Genomic DNA, 2,843 nt, shown 5'->3' with positions numbered 1-2,843 from the left:
CTCACGCGGTCGAGAACGTGCTCGCGGATCGTGAAATTCTTCGGCATAATGTCGATACCATTGTTCGCGATTTCATCGCGCACGAGCGGCGCCACATGATGATGGAAGATCGAGATTTCTTTCCGGCTGCGCTTAAGGCCCTCAAGCCTCAAGATTGGATGGAGATCGCATCGGCCGTAACCGGTCACAAGGATCCGCTGTTCAGCGATGTCACCGAAGAGCGGTTCGATGCGCTACGCGCACATATTTTGCGGCTGGAGCAAGAGGCTGAAGCCGATCGAAAGTAGGCGCGCTTTCATTTGAATGGGGAAAATTCGATATGAAATTGTTTGGTTCCAGGTTGTTCGGGCAGGCTATCAAGGCTGCTGGGGTCGGCGCAGCGCTCATATTGTCGGTGTCGGCAAGCCATTCCCAGTCGGGGCCGTTTGTCGGTTTTAGCGGATCGTGGTCCGGCAACGGCACAGTCGCGCTTTCCGACGGAAAAACCGAGCGCATCCGATGCAAGGCGAGCTACAAGGTCAACAGCACCGGATTGAGTCTGAAGCAGACTCTCCGTTGCGCCAGCGACAGCTACAAATTCGACTTGAGTACCGACGTTACGAGCCAGGGTAACCGCATTTCCGGCAACTGGAGCGAAGCGAGCCGGAATCTTTTCGGTAATCTGCAGGGCACTGCCGGCGGTGGCCAGATCGAGGTGTTCGTCGAGGCTTCGGGATTTGCCGCCAGCGTGACGTTGCGGACCACCGGCAAGAAGCAGACGGTGCAGATCAGCTCCAAGGGCGAGATCAGGGGCGTCAATATCACGATGTCGAAGGACGGCTAACGCCGCCCCTCCTTCCGTTCACTCCGCCGGCTTCGCGCAACCCTTCAGGTTAGATGAAGCTACCGACCAGGCAAGGTGATGGGTTTCGCGGAGTTTATCATCGGGCGCGCATTCGCGCGACCCGTTGGCTCTACCCATCCTACGAAGCTATTTCGATGCGTCGGCGAACGCCGCAAGAATCCGCGCCCAGGAGCGAATGCCCTTGTGAAAGCTCTTCAGGTCATATTTTTCGTTCGGCGAATGGATGTTGTCGTCGTCGAGGCCAAAGCCCACCAGCACGGTATCGAGGCCGAGCGTGCGCTTGAAATCGGCGACGATCGGGATCGAGGCGCCCGACCCGATCAGAAGCGCTTGCCTGCCCCACTCCTCGGTCAGCGCCCGCCTGGCGGCGGCGAGCGGCTTCATGTTCCAGTCGAGCGCGATCGCGGGCGCGCTGGAATGGTCGCCAAATTCCGCCTTGCAATCCCCCGGCAGCCGCGCGGTCACGTAATCGCGAAAGGCCTTTCGGATCTTGCCGGGTTCTTGCCCCTCCACCAGGCGGAATGAAATCTTGGCCGACGCCTCCGCCGGGATCACCGTCTTGGAGCCCTCCCCGGTATAGCCGCCGATGATGCCGTTGATGTCGCAGGTCGGGCGCGAGGACACCTGCTCGATCAGCAGGCGATCCTTCTCGCCGGCGGGCAGCAACAGGCCGATCGGCTTCAGGAACGAATCCGGGGTGAGGTTGAGGTTCTTCCATTGCGCCAGAATATCCGGCGGCAAATCCTTCACCCCGTCATAGAAGCCGGGGATGGTGATATGGCCATTCTCGTCGTGAAGACCGCCGAGAATGCGGGTCAGCACCCGGATCGGATTTTGTGCGCCGCCGCCGAAGATGCCGGAATGCAGATCGCGATTGGCGGCCTTGATCCTGACCTCGTCATAGACGAGCCCGCGCAGCGACGTCGTGATCGCCGGCGTGTCCGGATCCCACATGCTGGTATCGCAGACCAGGGCGAAATCCGCCTTGAGGTCCGCCTTGTTGTTCTCGAGGAACGGCACGAAATTCTTCGAGCCGATTTCTTCCTCGCCCTCGATCACGATGGTGATGTCGACCGGCAGCGATCCCGTCACCGTTTTCCAGGCACGGCAGGCCTCGACGAAGGTCATCAACTGGCCCTTGTCGTCCTCGGCGCCGCGCGCGACGATGATCTTGCGCCCGTCGGCGTGGTCGGTAACGACGGGTTCGAAGGGCGGACGGTGCCAGAGATTGAGCGGATCGACCGGCTGGACATCGTAGTGGCCGTAGAACAGCACGCGCGGACGCCCGCCCGCGCCGCCATTGGCTTTGGCGACGATGGCGGGATGACCGGCCGTCGGCCTGACGTCGGTTGCAAATCCGAGCGTGGCGATATCGCGCGCCAGATGATCGGCGGCCTGCTTGCAGTCGCCGGCAAAGGCCGGATCGGCCGAGATCGACTTGATCCGCAACAGCGCAAACAGCCGCTCCAGGCTGTTGTCGAAATCGGCATCGATGCGGTCGAGGACCGGCTGAAGCTTCGCGTTGGACATCACGGATTTTCCTGGCTGGGGGCGCTGTTCTCTGCGCCATGTTGTAGCCCGCTTGCCGCCGGAGGCAAGCCGCCGGCGTGATCGGCGGCCGGCGGATGCCGCATGTGCCAGGCGAGCCCCGCCGCCAGCACGATGGTCGCCGCGAGATTGTTGCCGAAAGCCTGCAAATCGTGCGGAAAAATCGGAAGCGACAGGCATAGCAAGCCGCCCGCGATTGCCAGTGAAGCCCAGGTGCCGGCCCTGACGGCGGGCCGCGCATCATAGGCCGCGCGATGCATCAGCACCGTCATCGGAAAGAACAGCCACATGAAATAATATTGCCGCGCCAATGGCGAGGCCACGGTCATCAGGCAGAACAGGATGCCGAGCTCTTCGGCGTCCGACCGTTCCGTCCGGCGCGAGGCTGACGGCATCACCGCGATATATCCAAGTCCGATCAACAGCGAGATCGCGACCACGACCCCATTCG

Annotated in this window: 2 protein-coding genes and 2 pseudogenes; 2 read left to right on the top strand and 2 right to left on the bottom strand. The window is 61.7% G+C overall.

Features of this window, described 5'->3' with window-relative positions; all coding sequences use genetic code 11:
- Positions 1 to 287 (top strand): annotated as a pseudogene (locus WCE35_RS13980) (hemerythrin domain-containing protein); the annotation flags it as partial.
- 32 nt (positions 288 to 319) lie between these two features.
- Entirely contained in the window at positions 320 to 823 is a 504-nt protein-coding gene (locus WCE35_RS13975; RefSeq protein WP_424593934.1) for a hypothetical protein, read from the top strand.
- A 147-nt stretch (positions 824 to 970) separates the two neighbouring features.
- On the opposite strand, the gene WCE35_RS13970 is transcribed toward WCE35_RS13975, so the two are convergent.
- Both WCE35_RS13970 and WCE35_RS13965 read right to left on the bottom strand, forming a co-directional pair.
- On the bottom strand, positions 971 to 2,374 hold the full coding sequence (locus WCE35_RS13970) for a M20/M25/M40 family metallo-hydrolase (protein WP_424593933.1): 1,404 nt from the start codon (positions 2,372 to 2,374) through the stop codon (positions 971 to 973).
- Positions 2,374 to 2,843: pseudogene (locus WCE35_RS13965) on the bottom strand (hypothetical protein); the annotation flags it as partial. The gene WCE35_RS13970 and the pseudogene WCE35_RS13965, both read right to left, overlap by 1 nt.

Origin of the sequence: Bradyrhizobium sp., from assembly GCF_049691595.1 — a bacterium.
In the GTDB taxonomy this organism is placed as follows: domain Bacteria; phylum Pseudomonadota; class Alphaproteobacteria; order Rhizobiales; family Xanthobacteraceae; genus Bradyrhizobium.
Note: the sequence above shows the minus strand (reverse complement) of the source record. Positions and strands in the feature narration are given on the sequence as shown.

Coding starts and splice junctions, on each gene's coding strand:
- WCE35_RS13975 (WP_424593934.1), top strand. CDS start 320: ATGAAATTGTTTGGTTCCAGGTTGTTCGGGCAGGCTATCAAGGCTGCT.
- WCE35_RS13970 (WP_424593933.1), bottom strand. CDS start 2,374: ATGTCCAACGCGAAGCTTCAGCCGGTCCTCGACCGCATCGATGCCGAT.